1 protein-coding gene is annotated in these 306 nt (G+C 28.8%); it reads right to left on the bottom strand.

Annotation, left to right across the window (positions count from 1 at the left end):
• On the bottom strand, window positions 1–306 hold a 306-nt coding region (locus tag ACSLUH_RS19685; protein ID WP_448570090.1), incomplete at both ends, for a hypothetical protein.

Raw genomic sequence — 306 nt, 5'->3', positions numbered from 1 at the left:
TAGGTGCGGCTTTTATCTATAGCCTTATGTATTTCGCAAACTATTTGATTACCATCGAATTGATATAAGTTAGGAATTAATTTCTGATAACCAAATAATTTAACAGAAGCTTTGTCTAGAGTTTTTTGAGGCTTACTTAGCCTTAAAGCAACTCCACCATTATTAGTTACACCAACACTTATTAAATTGTTCCAGTTACACCTAGTTGTGTTAAAAACATTTTTAATAACAATCCCTTGTTCATTGATTTCAATATAACTAAACCAAGGTAACAATAAAGTAAAAAAGATAAATACACAAAATAGA

Source organism: Thalassotalea ganghwensis (assembly GCF_053485795.1).
The sequence above is the reverse complement of the archived record's forward strand: the minus strand, read 5'-3'. Positions and strand labels throughout refer to the sequence as shown.